At 66.3% G+C, this 16829-nt stretch carries 14 protein-coding genes; 9 read left to right on the top strand and 5 right to left on the bottom strand.

From position 1 onward, the window contains the following. Positions 1-76: 76 nt before the first annotated feature. Both ligD and KTR40_RS18385 read right to left on the bottom strand, forming a co-directional pair. On the bottom strand, positions 77-1321 hold the full coding sequence (gene ligD, locus KTR40_RS18390; RefSeq protein WP_228404695.1) for a non-homologous end-joining DNA ligase: 1245 nt from the start codon (positions 1319-1321) through the stop codon (positions 77-79). Between the two features lie 125 nt (positions 1322-1446). Next, positions 1447-2004, bottom strand: coding sequence for an NAD(P)H-dependent oxidoreductase (locus KTR40_RS18385; protein WP_228404694.1), 558 nt, complete (start codon positions 2002-2004; stop codon positions 1447-1449). A gap of 124 nt (positions 2005-2128) precedes the next feature. Here KTR40_RS18385 and KTR40_RS18380 point away from each other — a divergent pair, with 124 nt between their 5' ends. The 6 genes from KTR40_RS18380 to KTR40_RS18355 all read left to right on the top strand — a co-directional run bounded on the left by KTR40_RS18380 (position 2129) and on the right by KTR40_RS18355 (position 10308). Next, positions 2129-2737 (top strand): TetR/AcrR family transcriptional regulator, encoded by a 609-nt coding sequence (locus tag KTR40_RS18380; protein WP_228404692.1) that lies wholly within the window; start codon positions 2129-2131, stop codon positions 2735-2737. A 357-nt stretch (positions 2738-3094) separates the two neighbouring features. Beyond that, positions 3095-4078, top strand: a complete 984-nt coding sequence (locus tag KTR40_RS18375; RefSeq protein WP_139030932.1) for an ABC transporter permease — start codon at positions 3095-3097, stop codon at positions 4076-4078. 2 nt (positions 4079-4080) lie between these two features. Next, the gene (locus tag KTR40_RS18370; RefSeq protein WP_228404690.1) at positions 4081-5070 is read left to right on the top strand and encodes an ABC transporter permease; all 990 of its coding nucleotides are present in this window, start codon (positions 4081-4083) and stop codon (positions 5068-5070) included. Then, a complete protein-coding gene (locus KTR40_RS18365) occupies positions 5067-7304 on the top strand; it encodes an ABC transporter ATP-binding protein (protein WP_228404688.1) in 2238 nt (745 codons plus the stop codon). Before KTR40_RS18370 ends, KTR40_RS18365 begins: the two co-directional genes overlap by 4 nt. A gap of 52 nt (positions 7305-7356) precedes the next feature. Continuing rightward, the gene (locus KTR40_RS18360) at positions 7357-9078 is read left to right on the top strand and encodes an ABC transporter family substrate-binding protein (RefSeq protein WP_228404686.1); all 1722 of its coding nucleotides are present in this window, start codon (positions 7357-7359) and stop codon (positions 9076-9078) included. A 156-nt stretch (positions 9079-9234) separates the two neighbouring features. After that, positions 9235-10308 carry a Gfo/Idh/MocA family oxidoreductase gene (locus KTR40_RS18355; RefSeq protein WP_228404684.1) on the top strand — a complete coding sequence of 358 codons (1074 nt, stop codon included), beginning with the start codon at positions 9235-9237 and terminating at the stop codon, positions 10306-10308. A gap of 87 nt (positions 10309-10395) precedes the next feature. Here KTR40_RS18355 and ald read toward each other — a convergent pair whose 3' ends face one another. Further along, positions 10396-11514, bottom strand: a complete 1119-nt coding sequence (ald, locus tag KTR40_RS18350) for an alanine dehydrogenase (RefSeq protein ID WP_228404682.1) — start codon at positions 11512-11514, stop codon at positions 10396-10398. 233 nt (positions 11515-11747) lie between these two features. Between ald and KTR40_RS18345 the strand changes: the two genes are divergently transcribed. Beyond that, positions 11748-12968 (top strand): CdaR family transcriptional regulator, encoded by a 1221-nt coding sequence (locus tag KTR40_RS18345; RefSeq protein WP_139030927.1) that lies wholly within the window; start codon positions 11748-11750, stop codon positions 12966-12968. Here the strand turns inward: KTR40_RS18345 and KTR40_RS18340 are convergent. Continuing rightward, positions 12965-13372, bottom strand: a complete 408-nt coding sequence (locus KTR40_RS18340; RefSeq protein ID WP_228404680.1) for a helix-turn-helix domain-containing protein — start codon at positions 13370-13372, stop codon at positions 12965-12967. The two genes, KTR40_RS18345 and KTR40_RS18340, sit on opposite strands and share 4 nt — an antisense overlap. A 50-nt stretch (positions 13373-13422) precedes the next feature. On the opposite strand from KTR40_RS18340, the gene KTR40_RS18335 reads away from it, so the two are divergent. Beyond that, positions 13423-14226 carry an alpha/beta fold hydrolase gene (locus tag KTR40_RS18335; RefSeq protein WP_228404679.1) on the top strand — a complete coding sequence of 268 codons (804 nt, stop codon included), beginning with the start codon at positions 13423-13425 and terminating at the stop codon, positions 14224-14226. Between the two features lie 8 nt (positions 14227-14234). On the opposite strand, the gene ptsP is transcribed toward KTR40_RS18335, so the two are convergent. Continuing rightward, positions 14235-15920: a phosphoenolpyruvate--protein phosphotransferase gene (ptsP, locus tag KTR40_RS18330; RefSeq protein ID WP_228404677.1), complete on the bottom strand. Its 1686-nt coding sequence runs from the start codon at positions 15918-15920 to the stop codon at positions 14235-14237. Positions 15921-16081: 161 nt separating this feature from the next. Here ptsP and KTR40_RS18325 point away from each other — a divergent pair, with 161 nt between their 5' ends. Beyond that, on the top strand, positions 16082-16810 hold the full coding sequence (locus KTR40_RS18325) for a TetR/AcrR family transcriptional regulator (RefSeq protein WP_139030924.1): 729 nt from the start codon (positions 16082-16084) through the stop codon (positions 16808-16810). Positions 16811-16829: the final 19 nt, after the last annotated feature.

The following is a 16829-nucleotide window of genomic DNA, read 5'->3' as shown; positions in this document are numbered from 1 at the left end:
GTACCGGTTGGGACAAGAGTTGGTCACGGAACTGCGGCCCTCAAGGCCGCTGTCAGGGCCGCTGTCAGGGCCGCAGTCAGGGAGTTGGCTGGCCCGGCCACTCCCTGCCCGCCCAGGGATCGTAGTCCGCGATGAGTTCCTCCTGGCCCGGACGCTCCGCCTCGGGGACGTGCTGCAGGTTTATCCGCACCCGGTACCAGAGCGAGCTCGATCCGCGCATCCCGTCCACCATGACATCTGCCGGATGGAGGGCCGGAACGAGGCCGGCATGCCGGGATTTCCATTCCTCAAGGGCAGTCAGCGCTTCGGGTTTGGTCCTGGTCCGTGCCACCTCGATGAGCGGCATCACGGACTGGCGGCGGCCCGAGCCGTCCCCGGCCCGCGGCGCTTTCTCGGCTGGGCCCAGCTCGGAAGCAAGTGCAAGGAGCGCATCGAGGCTGCCCGCGGCACCGTCGATCCCGGCGTGCGGGTCACCCGTTTCGGCAAAGCGTCCCGGCACCGTTCGGACGGTGAACTGCTCCGGGCGGGCGGTGCGGACCTCGTCCCAGGTGAGCGGCGTGGAGACCCGGGCGTCGGGCAGGGGCCGGACGGAGTAGGCCGATGCCACGGTGCGGTCCTTTGCGTTCTGGTTGAAATCCACAAACACGCTCTCCCCGCGCTCCTCCTTCCACCACCGCGCGGTGGCCAGGCCGGGGGCGCGGTTTTCCACCTCGCGGGCGAGGGTCTCGGCGGCGAGCCGCACGTCACGGTAGGACCACTGCGGCGCGAGGCGCACCAGGATGTGGAGGCCGCGCGAACCGCTGGTCTTTGGCCAGCCCACCAGGCCGGCGTCGCCGAGAACCTCCCGCGCCACATAGGCGACGTCGACGATCTGCGACCAGTCCACACCCGGCATCGGATCGAGGTCCACGCGGAGCTCGTCAGGGTGCTCCAGGTCCTCCGCGCGCACGGGATGCGGATTGAGGTCCAGGCATCCGAGGTTCACCACCCAGGCCAGGCCCGCGGCGTCGCGGATGACCGCCTCTTCGGCAGACGTCCCGGACGCATAGTGCAGTGTTGCGGTCTCGATGAAGTCCGGGTGGTTCTCCGGCACGCGCTTCTGGAAAAACGGCTCGGCGCCGATGCCCTTGGGGAAGCGCTTGAGGACCATCGGCCGCCCGCCCGCACCCCGCAGTGCGCCCTCCGCGACGGAAAGGTAGTACTGCACCAGGTCCAGCTTCGTCAGCCCCGGTTCCGGGAATACCATCTTGTCGGGGCTGGAGATGCGGACCTCGGTGCCGGCGATGGTGAGGGTCTCGGCCGGGGTCTTCGACGGGCTCATTCCGTCACGCTAGCAACGAACGTACGCTGCAGCCAGAGCCGGCGCGGCCGGCGGGTGGAAGGTGCCGGTGCAAACAGAAGTGCCCGGCGCAGATCCCTGCACCGGGCACCGCGGAGGGCAGCTGGTTAGGCTGCGGGCTGGGAGGCTGCGAGGGCGTCGAAAACGCCCTTGATCTGCTCCACTACCTCTGCGTCGTCCTTGGGGTGGAGTTCGGCGAAGCGCACCATGGAGCCGGGCACGGCGAGCTTGACGTCCTCAAGGATCTGGGCGCCGGCGATGCCTGCAGCCTTACGGGCCTCGTCCTGCGCCCAGACCCCGCCGTACTGGCCAAAGGCAGTGCCGACGACGGCGGTGGGCTTGCCGGCCAGGGCGCCGGCGCCGAAGGGGCGGGACAGCCAGTCGATGGCATTCTTCAGTGCGGCGGGCACCGTGCCGTTGTGCTCCGGAGTCACGAGCAGCAGCGTGTCGGCCTCATTGGCGGCGGCGCGCAGCGCGGCCGCTGCCTCGGGTACCTGGCCCTCGACGTCGATGTCCTCGTTGTAGAAAGGGATGTTGCCCAGGCTCTCGTGGATCACCACGTCCACCTGCTCCGGTGCGTTCAGCTGGATGGCTTCGGCCAGTTTCTGGTTGGTGGAGTCGGCGCGGAGGCTGCCGACGAGGGTAAGGACGGTGCTCATGGTCATGGGAACTCCTGGGTCAGGGCTGCGGGAGGGCCGCGGCCGGGTTGAAAGCTGAGGCATTTGCTGCCTTCACCAGACTAAACGGACTGCGGTCCGCTTATTATTCCCGGGCCGTAGAATAACTGTTGTGAGCTTCATCCCATTGCGGCCCGGACTGACCCCGGAGCCCTCCCCTGAACGCCGCGATGCCGCCCGGAACAGGGAGCGCCTGCTGAAGGCCGCGCAGGAGCTCATTGAGGAATGCGGCCCCCAGGGGCTGACCATGGACAGGCTCGCAGAACACGCCGGTGTGGGCAAAGGCACCGTTTTCCGCCGGTTCGGCAGCCGGGCCGGGCTGATGCTGACCCTCCTGAGCGAATCCGAGGCCGCCTTCCAAGCGCGCTTCATGTTCGGGCCGCCGCCGCTGGGGCCGGGCGCAGCCGGACTGGAGCGGCTCATCGCCTTCGGTGCCGAAAGAATCGCATACGTGATGGAATTCGGCGAGCTGGTGCTCGCCGCGGAAAACGCACTGCGGGGACGCTTCGAAGCGCCCCCGGCGGCACTCTGGCACCGCCACATCGAGGTGCTGCTCCGGGAAGAGGGATTCGAGCCGGAGCCCTGGCTGATGGCCGGCTCCTTGAGCGCCACCCTTGATCCGGAACGGCTGCTGACCCTGGTCAAGGTCCACGGCGTCACGCCCGAACGCCTCGCAGCCTCGTGGCGGGAGCTTGTCACACGGGTGGTCCGCGGCGCGTAGATTACGGCATTTCCGAACCGTCCGTCCAGTCACACGGACTTCACAAACTTATTCATAACGATCTGATACGGGCGGGTAACTTTCCGCGCGTGCGCCCGCATTTTCGCTTCGGGCTTGTGATAGTTTCCTCTGGAATGTGACCCGCGACATAGTCCACCAGGACCTGGCCTGCCAAGGCTGCGGGAGGCCAGCTACCCGCTGGTGGAGGACCCGATGACGCGGCACAACCCCCGCTTAACCGGGGATGACGGAAGGATCCAGCACGTGATTGTTGATAGGCCCAACACCCCGGCGCGCCAGTGGATACCGCTGTGCTCCTTCCCCCGGCCCGTGGCGGCGAAACGGAAATAGCGCCTCATGCTCAGGTACCTCGCCAAGCGCGGCATCACGTACATCTTCATGATCTTCCTGACCACCTCGGCGGGATATTTCCTGGCGGTCAGCTCCCTGAAGCCCGCGCTGCTGGAGCAGGAACGGATTCCCCGTCCCACCCCGGAGCAGGTGGCAAACTCCATGCGGCTGAAGGGCCTCGATCCGGATCTCAGCCCGTGGGAACGGTACGTCGAATGGCTCACCGCGATCGTGACGCGCTGGGACTGGGGCCGCAGCCCCAACGGAGCCTTCATCAACGCCGAGTTCGGGGACCGCGTCTGGATCTCCACCCGGCTCTTCCTGGCCTCCATCATCCTGACCCTGGTGATCGGGGTGGCCCTGGGCGTCTACTCGGCCGCGCGCCAGTACAAGTTCCAGGACCGGGCCATCACCTCGTACAGCTACCTTGCCTACATCGTGCCCGCGCCGATTGCGTACTTCCTGGTGCAGCTGGGCGCCATTAACATCAACGAAACCGTGGGCGAGCGGATTTTCTTCGTGACCGGCATCTCCACTCCCGGGATGGAGCCTGGCTGGGCCCAGTTCATCGACATGCTTGCGCACTACGCGGTTCCCACCGTGGCCATCACGCTGGTGGGCTGGGGGTCCTACCAGATCGCCCAGCGCCAGTACCTCCTGGACAATGTCAACGCGGACTTCGTCCGGACGGCCCGCGCCAAGGGCCTGACCCGCAACCAGGCGATCTCCCGGCATGCGCTGCGGGTCTCCTTCATCCCGGTGGCCCAAAGCATCGCCTTCACCATCCCGGCCATCTTTGCCGGCGGCTTCTTCGCGGAGAAGATCTTCGCATGGCCCGGCGTGGGTTCGTGGAGCATCGACGCCATCTCGCTCCAGGACGTGAATGCCGCCACCGCCACCCTGGCGTACGGCTCGGTCATTTTCGCCCTGGGAGCCATCCTGGCGGATTTCGCCACCACCCTTGTTGACCCGAGAGTGCGGGTGCAGTAACCGTGACCAACCTCAACGCCGTGGATCCGGCCGCCGTCGCCCAGGACGCGCACCTGGAGAACGCCGACGTCGTCATTGGCAAGAACACCATCATCTTCCGCCGCTTCATGCGGAACAAGACGGCCGTGGCAGGCCTTGCCATCTTCCTTGCCCTGACACTCTTTTCCTTTGTGGGCGGATACTTCACCCAGTGGGACAAGGAAACCATCGACCCCTTCAATATCGGCATGCCGCCGTCCGCTGAGCATTACCTGGGCACCTCCCAGGCGGGCATCGACCTCTACGCAATGACGGTGGAAGGCACGCGGATCTCCATCCTGATCGGCCTGATTGTCGGGCTCGTCTCGGTCCTCGTCGCCGCTGTCTACGGGTGCACCATGGCCTATTTTGGCGGCAAGGTGGACAAGGTGATGCTCTTCATCCTCGAAGCGCTCATTATGATGCCGGCCCTCCTGGTAGTGGCGGTGGCCACCAGCGGCGGAGGCGAAGGGCTCAGGCGGAACCTGCCTTCGTGGCTGCTGCTGATCATCGTCCTGCTCGTCTTCAGCTGGATGGGCACGGCAAGGCTGATCCGGTCGCTGTCCATGTCCCTGATGCAGCGGGACTTCGTCAAGGCTGCCCAGTACATGGGCGTCCCGGCGGGCAGGATCGTATGGCGGCACCTGGTGCCCAACATCGGCTCACTCCTGGTCCTGGACATCACCCGGGGCGTCACCGGCGCCATCCTCGCGGAAGTTGCCTTCTCCTTCATCGGCATCGGCATCAAGGTTCCGGACGTGAGCCTCGGCGTGCTGATCGGCGGAGCCACGTCCCAGGTGCAGACTTTCCCCTGGATGTTCTGGGTGCCGCTGACCGTTATGTTCCTCCTGACCGGATCCCTGGCCATGATGAACGACGGCCTGCGGGACGCCTTCGACCCCAGCTCCAGTTCGTCCGGCAGCGCCAGGAAGCGCACCGCCCTGAAAACCCGTGTGAAGGGGAACGCCTCATGAGCAGCGAAACTGCCGCCGGGCCGGTTGGACAGCCCCAGTCAGCGGCGGAGCGGCTGCACGTCGCAGGCTTCCACGCCCCCACGGACGCCGTCCTGTCCGTCCGGGACCTGAACGTCCGCTTCAACACCGAGAACGGCGTGGTGCACGCCGTCCGGGGAGTGGACTTCGACCTGATGCCCGGAAGGACGCTGGGCATCGTGGGCGAGTCCGGTTCCGGCAAATCGGTCACGTCCCTTGCCATCATGGGCCTGCTCCCCGAGACGGCAGGGGTTACCGGCTCCGTCCGACTGAACGGCAAGGAGCTGCTGGGCCTCAGCGACAAAGCGATGTGCGGGTACCGCGGCAACGAGCTGGCCATGGTCTTCCAGGATCCGCTGTCCTCGCTGACGCCCGTCTACACCGTCGGCAACCAGATCATCGAAGCGCTGACCATCCACAACCCCACCATGAGCAAGCAGGCGAAAGAAGCCCGCGCCGTCGAACTCCTTGCCATGGTGGGCATCCCCAGCCCCAAGGAACGCCTCAGGGCCTTCCCGCACGAGTTCTCCGGCGGCATGCGCCAGCGCGTGATGATCGCCATCGCCATCGCCAACAACCCGCGGGTCCTTATCGCGGATGAGCCGACGACGGCCCTGGACGTCACCATCCAGGCCCAGGTGCTGGAGGTGCTGCATACCGCGCAGGAGGAGACCGGTGCCGCCGTCGTGATGATCACGCACGATCTCGGCGTGGTGGCCGGCATGGCCGACGACATCATGGTGATGTATGCCGGCAAGCCGGTGGAGACGGGCGCGGTGGATGACCTCTACTACAACCCGCGGATGCCTTACACCATGGGCCTGCTCGGCGCCGTGCCGCGCGTTGACGTCGCGGAAAAGGCGTCGCTGGTCCCCATTGAGGGCATGCCGCCCAACCTGGTCCACGCGCCCACCGGCTGCTCGTTCGCCCCCCGCTGCCCCCTTGCGTCGGACGCGTGCCTCGACGGCGAACCGGCGCTCGTCCCGGTACCGGGCAGCGCGTACCACAGCGCGGCCTGCATCAAGTCGGAGTCCCTGGGCGGCGACGTCGATGCCCGCGACGTCTTCGCCGCCCCACCCGTGTCCGTCTCACGGTTCGACGCCATACCGCGGGAGGAGCGCTCAACAGTCCTGCAGCTCAAGGACGTGCGCAAGCACTTCCCGCTCACCCGGGGCGCGCTGCTCAAGAAACGGATCGGCACCGTCAAGGCAGTGGACGGACTGAGCTTCGATATCCGCGAGGGGGAGTGCTTCTCCATTGTGGGCGAGTCCGGCTCCGGCAAGACCACCACGCTGCTGGAAATCATGGAATTCCACAAGGACCAGGACGGCGAGGTGGTGATTGGCGGGATCAGCAACAAGCAGGCCGCCGACGCCCGGACCAAGAGCGCCATGCGCCGTGAACTCCAGATGGTGTTCCAGGACCCCACCGGGGCACTGGATCCACGCTTCACGGTCTACGAAGTGCTGGCCGAACCGCTCCAGAACGCGGGCATGGACCGGCAGGCCATTAAGAAACGCATCATGGAACTCATGAAGCTGGTGGGCCTGCAGCCGGACCACGTCAACCGCTTCCCCAACCAGTTCTCCGGCGGCCAGCGCCAGCGGATCGGCATAGCCCGGGCCCTGGCCGTGAACCCGAAACTCGTGGTCCTTGACGAGCCCGTCTCCGCCCTGGATGTCTCCGTCCAGGCCGGCGTCATCAACCTCCTCGACAAGCTCCGCGCTGAGCTGGGCCTCAGCTACCTTCTGGTGGCCCATGACCTCTCGGTGGTCCGGCACATCTCCAACCGGGTAGCCGTCATGTACCTGGGCAAGATCGTGGAAATCGGCGAGGTGGACCGCGTGTTCGACAACCCCCGCCACCCCTACACCCGCGCCCTGCTCTCGGCCATCCCCGTCCCGGACCCGCAGCTGGAACGCACCCGGGAACGCATCATCCTCCGGGGCGACCTGCCCTCGCCGCTGGATGCACCCAAAGGCTGCAACTTCGCCACCCGCTGCCCGGTCTTCGCAGCGCTGCCCCCGGCGAAGCAGGAAAAATGCCTGACCCTTGAACCTCCCCTGGAACCCGTGCGGCCGTCGCAAGCAGCCCAGGCGCTGGCGGCGCACCCGCTGCCCGCCCTGGACCAGCGCTTCGCCTGCTTCTTTCCCGACGGGGAACTGGACGAGGACATGCTGGTGGTCCATGAAGCTGCGGACCACCACGCACCCTAGGTTTAACCGACCCATCACCAGCACCACCACTCGCAACAACGAAGGGAACACCATGAGGAATCTGAACAGGATCGGCGGGGCGGCGGCCATTGCCGCGGCTCTGGCGCTGACGGCCTGCGGCGGCGGTGGCGGGTCCACCGGGCCGGAAACGGCCAAGGGCCAGGAGGCAGGCAGCGACCTGTCCAAGCTCATCAGCATCAATGAGAAGCCTGCAGCCGATCTTGAACAGGGCGGCAAGGTCACCCTTCCGCTGGGCAACATCGGCCCGGACTTCAACGGGTTCTCCAACAACGGCAACAGCGCGGACAACTCCGCGCTGCAGATCCCGATGAACCCGGTGGCCGTGAACAGCGGCGGCATCGGCGGCTGCTGGAAGCTCGACTTCGAGGGCAAGGCGTCCCCCAACAGGGACTTCTGCGAGTCCGTGGAAAACGACGTCAATGATGGCAAGCAGACCATCACCATCAAGGTCAATGAGAAGGCCACCTACAACGACGGCACCCCCATCGACGTCAAGGCCTTCCAAAACACCTGGAACATCCTGAAGAGCCCCGATGCCGGGTACGACATCGTCAGCTCGGGAGCGTACGAGTTCGTGGAATCCGTCGAAGCCGGCAGCAGCGACAAGGAAGTAATCGTCAAGACCAGCCAGCCGGTGTATCCGCTGGAGGACCTGTTCTTTGGCCTGATCCACCCCGCCGTGAACAGCCCCCAGGTCTTCAACGAGGGCTTCAACGGCGAACTGCACCCGGAGTGGATGGCCGGTCCGTTCAAGCTGGACCAGTACGACACCGCAGCCAAGACCGTCACCCTGGTTCCCAACGAGAAGTGGTGGGGCAACAAGCCGGTCCTGGAAAACGTGGTGTTCCGCCAGCTTGAGACCAGCGCCCAGATCGCAGCCTTCAAGAACGGCGAGATCGACGCCATGTCCGCCAACACCATCTCGCTCTACAAGCAGCTTGAAGGCACCAAGGACTCCGAGGTCCGCCGCGGCCAGCGCCTGTTTGCCGGCGGCATGAACCTCAACGCCCAGCGCATCACCGATGTGGCTGTCCGCGAGGCGATCTTCGCCGCCGTTGACCGCGAGGCCCTCCGGAAGGTCCGCTTCAACGGCCTGAACTGGGAAGAGCCCAGCTCCGGTTCCATGATGCTGCTGCCCTTCTCCGAGTACTACCAGGACAACTACCCCGTCAAGGAAACCGGTCCGGACGCCGCCAAGAAGGTCCTGACGGACGCCGGCTACACCGCGAACGCAAACGGCATCATGGAGAAGGACGGCAAGCCGGCCGCTTTCAAGATCAGCAACTTCGGTGACGACCCCACCACGCTCGCCTTCACGCAGACCCTGCAGAAGCAGCTCCAGGCCGGCGGCATGGATGTTGGAATCGACCAGCGCGCCTCTGCCGATTTCGGCAAGGTCCTGGGGTCACGTGAGTTCGACATGAGCGTCTCCGGCTACACCGTGGGCGCGGACGCCACGTCCGCCGTCAAGCAGTACTACGACTCCAAGACCAACGAGAACCAGTTGGGCGACGCCGAGCTGGACAAGAAGATCGCCGATCTGGCCTCCATCGAGGACAACGCCGCCCGGAACAAGGCAGCGATGGACGTGGAGAAGGAGCACATGGCGAAGTACTTCTCCATGGGTGTGGTCATGAACGGCCCGCAGATCTCCTTTGTCCGCACGGGCTTGGCCAACTACGGTCCTTCCCTGTTCCAGAGCCTCTCCCAGGTTCCGGACTGGACCACCATCGGTTGGGAAAAGAAGAAGTAACCCACCGTCCTTAGGCTCAGTTCAGCCCACTAAAGCAGAGGCTGGCACCTCCTGGACACAGGAGGTGCCGGCCTTTGCCATTCCACACGCTCTCTCACTTAACGCGGGTTTTTCCCACACGCTCTCTCACCGGCTGGGGGGAGTAGCGTAAGTCCTATGACCGGAACCGAAGCCGCCGCACGCACCATCCGCACCGCCGTCGTGGGTTTTGGGCTTTCCGGAAGTGTGTTCCACGCCCCCCTGCTGGCAACGGACCCCCGCTACTCGCTGGACCTCATCGCCACGTCCAACGCGGAAAGGCAGCGGGCAGCCACTGCCCGGTATCCGGGGGTGAGGACGGTGCCGGACGGCCAGGCCGTCCTTTCCCGTGCGGATGAAGTGGACCTGGTTGTCCTGGGAACACCGCCGGCCACCCACTACCCGTTGGCCAAGGCGGCGCTGGAGGCGGGCCTGGATGTGGTGGTGGACAAGCCGTTCGCCGTCACGAGTGGACAGGGCCAGGAGTTGGTGGCGCTGGCGGAGGAACTGGGGCGGGTACTGACGGTCTTCCAGAACCGGCGTTGGGACGGCGACTTCCTGACGCTGCAAAAACTCCTGTCCGCTGAGGCGCTGGGCAAGGTCACGCGGTTCGAGTCCCGTTTCGAGCGGTGGTCGCCGGCAATTGCGAAGGCCTGGAAGGCGCGCGCCACGGCGGCGGAAGGCGGCGGTACGCTGTTCGATCTGGGCAGCCACCTGATCGACCAGGCACTCCAGCTCTTTGGCCCGGCTTCCGTGGTGCACGCGGAGTTGAAGGCACGCAGGTCTGACGAGCGTGCCGACGACGACGTGTTCCTGGTACTGCGCCACAAGTCCGGTGTTTTCAGCCACCTCACCATGAACATGATGTGCCCCCAGCAGGGCCCGCGGTTCCGCGTGCTCGGTTCCGTCTGCGGGTTCACCAAGAAAGGCGTGGACCCACAGGAGCCTTACATCGCCGCGGGCGGCAGCCCCCTGGACGCGGAATACGGCCAGGAGGCGCCGGAGTGGGCAGGGCTGCTGGGCCGCGACGGCCACCTCGACGCCCTGCCCACCGAACGCGGCGCCTACCCCGAGTTCTACCGGATCCTCGCGGACAAGATCCTCGACGGCGGCACGGGCTCAGCCCTGCCGCTTCCCGTAAACCCGGGGGACGCCGTCGAGGCCCTCAAACTAATAGAAGAAGCACGCGACCTGGCCGGCCGCAGGGCTTAACGACGGAACGGCAGCCATCCGGAAAGCGTGCGTCAGGGCGGGGAAGCAGCACGCGTTGGATGACTGCCGTTCCGGCAGCACAGAGGGCTACGCAGAGACCAGTTCGTGCCAGTCAGCGACGAGCGGCAGGTTGTGGGCCTCGGACACGGAGTGGTGTGCCACGTGGCCGGCGGCGATGTTGAGGCCAGCGGCCAGGGCGGGGTCGCGGTCGAAGGCTGCCTTGACGCCCAGGTTGGCCAGTGCCACGGCGTACCGCAGGGTCACGTTGGTCAGCGCGTAGGTGGACGTGTTGGGCACGGCGCCGGGCATGTTGGCCACGCAGTAGAAGATGGTGTTGTGCACCTTGTACGTGGGTTCCTGGTGCGTGGTGGGGTGGGTGTCCTCGAAGCAGCCGCCCTGGTCCACGGCGATGTCCACCAGGACTGAGCCGGGCTTCATGCGGGCCACGAGGTCGTTGGTGACCAGCTTGGGGGCCTTGGCGCCGGGGATCAGGACGGAACCGATCACAAGGTCCGCGTCCACCACGGACTTTTCGATCTCGTACTTGTTGGACGCCACGGTCTTGAGCCGTCCCTGGTACTGGGCATCCAGCTCGCGCAGCCGGTTGATGTTGATGTCCAGGATGGTGACGTCGGCGCCCAGGCCAAGCGCCATGGCTGCGGCGTTCGTGCCGGCCACGCCCGCACCGAGGACAACCACCTTGGCCGGGCGGACACCGGGAACGCCGCCCAGCAGGACGCCCTTGCCGCCGGCGGGTGCCATCAGGGACGCGGCGCCCACCTGGACGGAGAGCCGGCCGGCTACCTCGGACATGGGGGCCAGCAGCGGGAGGGTGCGGCCTTCCTGGACGGTCTCGTAGGCGATGGCGGTGACGCCGGAGTTGATGAGTTCGCGGGTGAGCTCGGGCTCCGCAGCCAGGTGGAGGTACGTGAAGAGGATCAGGCCCTTGCGGAAGCGGTGGTACTCGGCCTTGATCGGCTCCTTGACCTTCATGACCATGTCGGCACGGCCCCAGACGTCGTCGGCCTCATTGACGATCTCAGCACCCGCGATGGAGTATTCCTCGTCGGTGATGCCGGAGCCGAGCCCCGCGCCGCGCTCCACCAGCACGGTGTGGCCGTGGGAAACGAACTCGTGGACGCCGGCGGCGGTGATGGCCACCCGGAACTCGTTGTTCTTGATTTCTTTGGGGACGCCGATGATCATCGTGGGCTCCAGGTTCTCGGCTTCTTGAGCCGGAAAGTGCGGAAGGATTTCGTGTATCAACGATAAATCCGGTTGTGAGCCAGCTGACAAGGAAGTGGCGAGCGGCCTGCACGGGAACCGCGTGATTACGCGGTTTTGGATCCCGTGGACTAGACGTTTGTCGCGCACTGGGGCGGCAGGTGTCGCCTCATGTCCGTTCGTCCCGGAACCCGTGCAAGCAGTAATGTTGGCCCATGCAGCAGCAGGGTGTGGAACAGCTGGTTGAACAGGTGGCGCAGAAGCTGGGCCGCGGCCTGTCACTGGAGGACCTGGACGGTGTGCTGCTGGCCTACAGCTCCAACCAGTCCCACGCGGACCGCGTCCGGGTGAACTTCCTGCTGAGCAAGAAAGTCCCGGCAGACGTCAGCGCCTGGCAGCTTTCGCACGGCATTGCCACCGCAGTCCGTCCGGTGGTGGTGCCGGCCAACCAGGACCTGGGCATGCTGGGCAGGGTGTGCGTTCCGCTGATGGTTCGCGGCTTCCGGGTGGGATACCTGTGGGTGCAGCAGGACTCCGCCGATGAAAATCCGACGGCGATCCTCACCCAGTTGCCGGCCGTCAACCACGAGCTGGAAACGCTGTCCGGGCTCCTGCTGGATTCGAATACAGCCGAGTCTGAATTCCGGCGCGGGCGTGAGCGGGAGTTCCTGGCTGCCTGCGCCGGCGAGCCCAACGCGGTGGCCGCCGTCGCCGGGTGGAAGGAGATCCAGGGCCGCGGTCCCTGGCAGATGGTCACAGTGCTCGACGCCGATGGCTGGGCCGGCGGATCCGACCCCATTGCGTCCACGCTGATCCATCGCTCAGCCGCACTCCAGGCGACGATCGGCGTGGACACGGCACTGTTCAGCGCCGGGACGGAAACCCATTCCGTGGTGCTGTTCCGTGAATTGTCCGGCAGGGCCAACCATGCCCAGGTGCTGGTCCACTACCAGCTGGAGCTCGCCAAGCGCTCCGGCCGTCCGGTGGACCGCATCATCCTGGGCATCAGCGAGGGTTTTGGCCGGCCGCGGGGGCTTGCGGCGGCATACCGGCAGTCGAAGGTCGCGGCCCAAGCGGCTGCGGTTGACCCGCAGCTCGGCGAGCTGGTGGACTGCCGGGCCGCCGGGGTCTACCAGCTCCTGGCCTCTGCCGGGGGAGGTGCCAGCGCCTGGGCTGACAGCGGTTCTGTGTACTACCGCATGCTTGAGGACCATGACCGCAACGGCGAGCTGCTTCCGGTCCTGGAACTCCTGTACGACAACGACGGCTCCGTCCAGGACGTGGCCACCAGGCTGCACCTGCACCGCAGCAGCATCTACAACCGGCTGGGCAGGATCCGGCAACTGCTCGGCGTGGATCCGCTGAAGGGGATGCCCCGCCTGGAGCTTCATTCTGCACTGAAGATGCGGCGCTGGGCGGGGCGGCCCAGGATCTAGGCGTCCTGTTCCTGCGTGCCTTCCGGCGCGCGCTGCTGGGCCTTCTTCTGCCCTTCCAGCCAATTCATGATGGCTGCGCGTGGAATCCGACGGTGGCTGCCGCGGTATTCCACGGGTATCTCGCCGCGATCGGTCATGTTCCGCAGGAAGGTATGGGAAATGCCGGCCAGCTCTGCTGCCTTGGACGTGGTGAGCATGTCCTCCACACTGCTGACGGTTACCGCTTCGCCGCGGCTGAAGCGGCGGAGGAGGTCTACGACGGCGTCCCTCGCCAGCGGCGGCAGCCGATGGACGGTGCCGTCCACGAAGACGGTGATGTCATCGCTGCCTTCCAGCGCCCGGCGCAGCTTTTCAGCGTCTTCAGGGGGGAGGGCGCCCGTGGGGCGGGGAGCGATCAGTGCCATGGCACCAGCCTACCGGCGGCTCTGCCTGCCCGGGGCGGTATGCTCGGCAGATGGTACTTACTGGCGGCCGCGACGTTAAAGCGGGAGGACTGGAGGGCAAGCTCTACGCGTCAGTTCTCCCCATCAACCACCAGGACCGGCCTGCCTACGTGCTGCTGCACGGCATCGGCGTCTCCCACCGGTACCTGGCCCGGCTGCACCTGGAACTGTCAAAGGAAGCGGACGTCTATACCTTCGACCTTCCCGGCTTCGGAAAGGCGTCGAGGCCCCAGCATCAGCTGCAGGTCGAGGACTTCGCCGCGTTCGTGGGCGCCGTCCTGACAGAGGCCGGCGTTTCCCGTTATGTGGTGGTGGGCCATTCGATGGGTACGCAATTTGCCGTGGAACTGGCGTTGCGGGAACCCAGCAGGGTGGCCGGTGCCGTGCTGATGGGGCCTGTGGTGGACACGCCCAGGAAAACAGTCACCAAACAGGCCCTGGCGCTCACGCGTGACGCGCTGTTCAGTGAGTCCCTCACCTCGAACGCTCTCGTTTTTAGCGACTACTTCCGGGCGGGCCCGCGCTGGTACCTCACTGAACTGCCGGTGATGATGGCCTACCCCATGGAGGAAAGGCTGGCAGCTGTCAGCCAGCCCGTCCTGGTCCTCCGCGGCGGCAAGGACCCCGTTGCGCGTCGTCCCTGGTGCGAACGCCTGGCGAGGGTGGCTCCCCACGGCAGCATGGCGGAGGTCCCGGGGCAGGGCCACGTTGTCCAGCACACTGCCCCGGACGCTGCCGCGGAAATCATCACCGGATGGGTGCGGGCGGTGGCCCTGCCGGCACCGCGCCAAAAGACCGCCGCTCCTGAGGCCTAGCGTTTCGGTTAGAGCCCGAGTTCCGCCAGGACCGGCAGCTTCTCGCGGACCCAGGCCCGGGCTTCGGTAGCGCTGGGGGCGGACAGGGCGAGCTTGGCCAGCTGCTGTGCCTCCTCCAGCGTCACTGTCTTCAGGACGGCTGCCACGGCAGCGAGGGACCGCGCCGTCATGGACAGCGTGCTCACGCCCAGGCCGGTAAGGACGACGGCGAGGGCCGGGTCCGCGGCTGCCTCGCCGCAGACGCCCACCGGCTTGTTGTTTCCTTCCGCGCGGGATCCTTCCACCGTCAGCCCCACCAGGCGCAGGACGGCCGGCTGCCAGGGGGTGTTGAGGTTGGCGAGCGGACCGAGCTGGCGGTCGGCGGCCATGGCGTACTGGGTGAGGTCATTGGTGCCCAGGCTGGCGAAGGCCACTTCGCGGAGGATGGCTTCGGCGGTGAGGGCCGCGGAGGGGACCTCCACCATCACGCCGGGTGTTTTGATGCCGGCGTCCGCGCACATGGAGGCGAACCGGGCAGCCTCTTCCGCCGTCGAAATCATGGGGGCCATGACCCACACGTCCGCTTCTGATTGCTTCTCCGCCAGTGCGATGGCTTCCAGCTGGCGATCCAGGACCCCGGGAGTGGTGAAGTCCGTGCGGTAGCCGCGGACACCCAGGGCGGGATTCGGCTCGGTGGAGTCGGTCAGGAACGGCAGCGGCTTGTCCGCTCCGGCGTCCAGCGTGCGCAGGACCACCTTCTTGCCTGGGAAAGCATCAAAGACACTCTTATACGCAGCGGCCTGCTCTTCGACGCTGGGCTCGGTGTCACGCTCCAGGAAGCAGAATTCGGTGCGGAAAAGGCCAACGCCTTGGGCGCCCAGCTTGGCGGCCGCTTCGGCGTCCTTGCCGCCGCCCACGTTGGCGAGCAGCGGCACCAGGTGGCCGTCCGCCGTCGCGCCCGTTCCGCTGAATTCGGCAAGCAGGGACGCCGTGGCCGCCCACGCCTCTGCCGCTGCGCGCAGGGATTCGTCGGGTTCGGCGGTGATGTTGCCGGCGGCGCCGTCCACATACACTTCGGTGCCGTCCGGAAGTTCATCCACGCCGACCGCGGCGACGACGGCGGGAAGGCCGAGGGACCGGGCGATGATGGCCGTGTGGGACTGCGGGCCGCCGCCTGCGGTGACGAGCGCCAGGACCTTGTTCGGGTCCAGGGTGGCAGTGTCAGCCGGGGCCAGGTCCTCGGCCACCAGGACGAACGGGGTGGTGGACGAAGGGATGCCGGGCGCGGACACGCCCCGCAGTTCGGCGACGATCCGTGCCCGGACGTCCAGGACGTCCGTGGCGCGTTCTGCCATGTAGCCGCCCAGGTTGTGGAGCATTTCGGAAACCGAGGAGCCGGACTCCCAGATGGCCCGCTCGGCGGACGTGCCGCGTGCCACCAGCTTGGCGGCACCCTTGATGAGCATGGTGTCCTTTGCCATCAGCGCCGTTGCTTCCAGGACGGCCTTTCCGTCACCGGTGGCGTGGGCGGCACGGTCCTTCAGTTCATCGTGCACGGCCTGGGAGGCTGCCTTCAGGGCTGCGGTTGCTTCCTCCGCGGTGGTCCCCGGCGCCAGCTGCTCGCCGGCGGGAGGTTCGCTGATGGGTTTGGGCATCTGCCGGATGGTGCCGATGACGCGGCCTGGGCTGACGCCTACTCCTGGGAAGTTCTGCACTGAAGGTCCTCATTCTCTGCCGGTTGCCAGGCCCGCCGGGATGTCCGGCGCCATGCCGGCCCGCCGGCGGACTGCTACGTCCAGAGGCGGGAAACGTGCCTGAAAAAAATTGTATGTGATTCAGTTCATATAGCAATGCTATAGGTGCTAGGGTAGCGGTTATGAGTTTGGATGGCCAGCTTCCCCCCAAAATGCGACTGCTCCGTGCTGCCGCGGAGCTGCTGGCCAAGTCGGGGGGCGCTCCCGTCTCCACCCGCCAGATCACGCAGCTGGCGGGGGTGACAGCTCCCACTCTGTACCACCACTTCGGTGACAAGGAAGGCCTGTTTGACGCCGTCGTCGCCGCAGGGTTTGAAGAATATGTAGCGGGCGAAAGGGATTTCGCCCCCTCCGGACAGCCGCTTGAGGATATCCGGAGAATGTGGGACAACCACGTGCAGTTCGGGCTGAACCAGCCGGAACTGTACCTGGTGATGTTCGGCAACATCCGCCCGGAAAGCCGCCCGGCAATCGTCGCAGACGCCGAGGCGCTTATGGAGGAGATGCTGAACAAGGCAGCGGCGGCGGGCCAGCTGAACGTCCAGCCCAGGGAAGCGGCCAGGTCCATCCTGGCGGCCAATGTGGGAGTGACGCTGATGCTGATTGCGGAGCCCGCCTCCGAACGGAACCTTGAATTGTCCACCATGACCCGGGACGCCATGATCTTTGCGGTGTCCGCCGAGCCCGCCAGCGGCGCGGCCCCGGGCGCCGCCGGGAAATCCTCGGTAGTGGTGGCAGCGATCGCCCTGAACGCCGCACTCCAGGCCTCGCACTCTGACCAGCTTTCGAGCTCGGAACTCAAGCTTTTCCTCGAGTGGCTCCACCGCATCTCCACCAGCCCGGCCGGCTGAATCCAGGCCAGCACCACGT

This window comes from Pseudarthrobacter sp. L1SW (assembly GCF_020809045.1).
Classification (GTDB): domain Bacteria; phylum Actinomycetota; class Actinomycetes; order Actinomycetales; family Micrococcaceae; genus Arthrobacter.
Note: the sequence above shows the minus strand (reverse complement) of the source record. Positions and strands in the feature narration are given on the sequence as shown.

Coding starts and splice junctions, on each gene's coding strand:
- KTR40_RS18355 (WP_228404684.1), top strand. CDS start 9,235: ATGACCGGAACCGAAGCCGCCGCACGCACCATCCGCACCGCCGTCGTG.
- KTR40_RS18360 (WP_228404686.1), top strand. CDS start 7,357: ATGAGGAATCTGAACAGGATCGGCGGGGCGGCGGCCATTGCCGCGGCT.
- ald (WP_228404682.1), bottom strand. CDS start 11,514: ATGATCATCGGCGTCCCCAAAGAAATCAAGAACAACGAGTTCCGGGTG.
- KTR40_RS18335 (WP_228404679.1), top strand. CDS start 13,423: ATGGTACTTACTGGCGGCCGCGACGTTAAAGCGGGAGGACTGGAGGGC.
- KTR40_RS18340 (WP_228404680.1), bottom strand. CDS start 13,372: ATGGCACTGATCGCTCCCCGCCCCACGGGCGCCCTCCCCCCTGAAGAC.
- ligD (WP_228404695.1), bottom strand. CDS start 1,321: ATGAGCCCGTCGAAGACCCCGGCCGAGACCCTCACCATCGCCGGCACC.
- KTR40_RS18325 (WP_139030924.1), top strand. CDS start 16,082: ATGAGTTTGGATGGCCAGCTTCCCCCCAAAATGCGACTGCTCCGTGCT.
- KTR40_RS18345 (WP_139030927.1), top strand. CDS start 11,748: ATGCAGCAGCAGGGTGTGGAACAGCTGGTTGAACAGGTGGCGCAGAAG.
- KTR40_RS18365 (WP_228404688.1), top strand. CDS start 5,067: ATGAGCAGCGAAACTGCCGCCGGGCCGGTTGGACAGCCCCAGTCAGCG.
- KTR40_RS18375 (WP_139030932.1), top strand. CDS start 3,095: ATGCTCAGGTACCTCGCCAAGCGCGGCATCACGTACATCTTCATGATC.
- KTR40_RS18385 (WP_228404694.1), bottom strand. CDS start 2,004: ATGACCATGAGCACCGTCCTTACCCTCGTCGGCAGCCTCCGCGCCGAC.